This is a genomic window from Pseudoalteromonas sp., from assembly GCF_041613455.1.
GTDB lineage: Bacteria > Pseudomonadota > Gammaproteobacteria > Enterobacterales > Alteromonadaceae > Pseudoalteromonas.
Genome location: NZ_JBFJHD010000312.1, coordinates 1 through 2,734, shown reverse-complemented (window position 1 = coordinate 2,734; position 2,734 = coordinate 1). Strand labels below are relative to the sequence as shown.

Here is a 2,734-nt window from a genome sequence, read left to right as displayed (position 1 = left end):
TGTGACTTTCGTTTAATGAAGTCAGACAAAGGCTTTTTTTGTTTTCCTGAAGTGGATGTGATGGTGCCATTTTTACCGTCTATGTTTCCCATTATTAATAAAGCGCTACCACACACATTTTTTAATCGTTTAGCGATGTCGGGGCAACGCGTGGGGGCGCAAGAACTACTAGACAACAAAGTAGTTGAAGCGATTTTTGCTGATGACACACAATTACAAGCGGGCGCATTGGGATTTGCGCAGCAGTTTAATAAAAATCGCTGGATTTACGGGCAAAATAAAACGCAAATGAATCAGCAAATACTGCAATGTATGGCAGCAGAAGATCCGCGTTTTATCGACAATGTGAGTAAAATGTTGTGGAAAAATTTGCAAAAAAAATAACCTAATATAGCCTTATATAATAGCCAGCGCGCACTTAAACTAGGCCTTTTTATTTAGTCTAGTTATGTACATATAACGGTAATAAACAGACTGCACAATTAAGTAACGGTTAAGGCCGAGTGCGCTAGCTTTTTTAATACAATAACGTGGTAAAAAAGCTTTGTGTAAAGTTTAATAGCTTTTACCTGTCTCATTTTAGCTATATGGGTTAAAATACCTTCATAACCAAACTAACAAGATAGTGAATGTCAAACCAAGATCCAAATCTCAGTCGAGAACAAGAAAAGTACGAAAACCCAGTCCCTAGCCGTGAGTTTATACTTACTCATCTTCAACAGCGTTCAAAACCAGCTAACTATACGCAATTATGCGAAGAACTAGCGGTCAATGACGAAGAGCGCCAAATTGCATTTAAACGTCGCCTGCGCGCTATGGAGCGTGATGGCCAGCTGTATTTTAATAAGTTTAAATGTTACGCCCTGATTGACGAAGCCGGTTTAACCAAAGGCAAAGTAGTAGGCCACAGAGACGGTTTTGGCTTTTTAGAAGTTGAAGGCGAGAATAAAGATTGGTTTATTGCAAAACACCAAATGAACTCGGTGTTACATGGCGACATAGTACTGGCTAAAGGCACTAAACGCGGCTCGGGCTCTAAATGCGATGCGCGTATTATAAAAGTACTCACTAATGAGCGCGCGCCGATTGTGGGTCGCTACTTTGTTGAGCACGGCATTGCTGTGGTGGTGGCCGAAGATCCCCGTATCACTCAAGATATTATGATATTGCCGGGCAGTGAAAACGGCGCTCGCCATAACCAAATGGTGCAAGTGAAAATAACGCAAAACCCAAGCCGTAATATGAATGCGGTGGGTAAAGTGATTGACGTACTTGGTGAGCATTTAGCCCCAGGTATGGAAATAGAAGTAGCACTGCGTAATCACGATATTCCTCATGTGTGGCCCGAAGAAGTGGAAGAGCAAGTCTCGCACCTTGGTGAGTTTGTAGAGGAACAAGATAAAGCCGGACGCGTCGATTTACGCGACCTGCCGCTGGTTACCATCGATGGCGAAGACGCCCGCGATTTTGATGATGCGGTGTACTGTGAAGCCAAAAAATCGGGTGGCTGGCGCTTATGGGTGGCCATTGCCGATGTATCGCATTATGTGGGCATGAACACGCCACTGAACAAAGAAGCGATACAGCGCGGTAACTCAGTGTATTTCCCTGAGCAAGTGATTCCTATGCTGCCTAAAGTGCTGTCTAATGGTTTGTGTTCGCTTAACCCCGAAGTAGATCGCTTATGTATGGTTGCCGAAATGACGGTATCCAGCAGCGGTAAGCTTTCAGGTTATAAGTTTTACGAGGCGGTGATGAACTCACATGCACGGTTAACTTATACCAAAGTAAACGCGATTTTAAATAATGATGAAAAACTGCGTAAAGAATACGCGCATGTGGTGCCACATTTAACTGATTTACAGCAAATGTACATGGCGCTAAAAGCCGCGCGCCAAGAGCGTGGTGCAATAGAATTTGAAACACTTGAAACCCGTTTTGTATTTAACGCACAACGTAAAATAGAGTCGATTGTGCCGGTTATTCGTAACGATGCCCATAAACTGATTGAAGAGTGTATGATTTTAGCCAACGTAGCGGCGGCTAAAATCCTTGAAAAACATGAAGCCAGTGCGTTATTTAGGGTACACGACGAGCCCGATAGCGAAAAACTGGGCAACTTTACTCAGTTTTTAACTGAAATGGGCATTGAAAGCACCTTAAGTGACGAGCCAACGCCAAAAGAAATTACTCACATATTGGCTCGTTTAGGTGAGCGCCCAGAAGCCGAACTGATTCAAACCATGTTACTGCGCTCAATGAAGCAAGCGGTGTATCAAAGCGAGAACATCGGTCACTTTGGGTTAGCCTTACCGGCGTATGCGCATTTTACCTCGCCAATTCGCCGTTACCCCGATTTAGTGGTACACCGTGCAATTAAAGCTATATTAAAAGCGCAAGGACAGCAAACATCGGGTGAATATGCCTACAGTGAAGAAGAAGTCAATGCGTTAGGTGAGCAGTGTTCTACTACTGAGCGCCGTGCCGACGATGCTACGCGTGAAGTGGCCGATTGGTTAAAATGCGAGTTTATGCAAGACCATGTAGGCGCGGAATTTGGTGGTGTGGTGTCATCAGTGACTAACTTTGGCTTATTCGTGCGTTTAGACGATTTACAAATAGATGGGTTGATCTACGTTGCGAACTTAGGCAACGAATTTTTTGCCTATGATGGTGCTAAGCACTGCTTAATTGGCGAACAAACGCATAAAGTGTACCGCCTAGGCGATAAGCT

General features: G+C 44.0%; 1 protein-coding gene and 1 pseudogene. Both read left to right on the top strand.

All coding sequences use genetic code 11. The features are described 5' to 3' along the window. A pseudogene (locus tag ABYB02_RS16430) lies at positions 1–384 on the top strand (enoyl-CoA hydratase/isomerase family protein); the annotation flags it as partial. A gap of 245 nt (positions 385–629) precedes the next feature. After that, positions 630–2,734: ribonuclease R (gene rnr, locus ABYB02_RS16425; RefSeq protein WP_372763447.1), on the top strand; the 2,105-nt coding region annotated here is incomplete at its 3' end.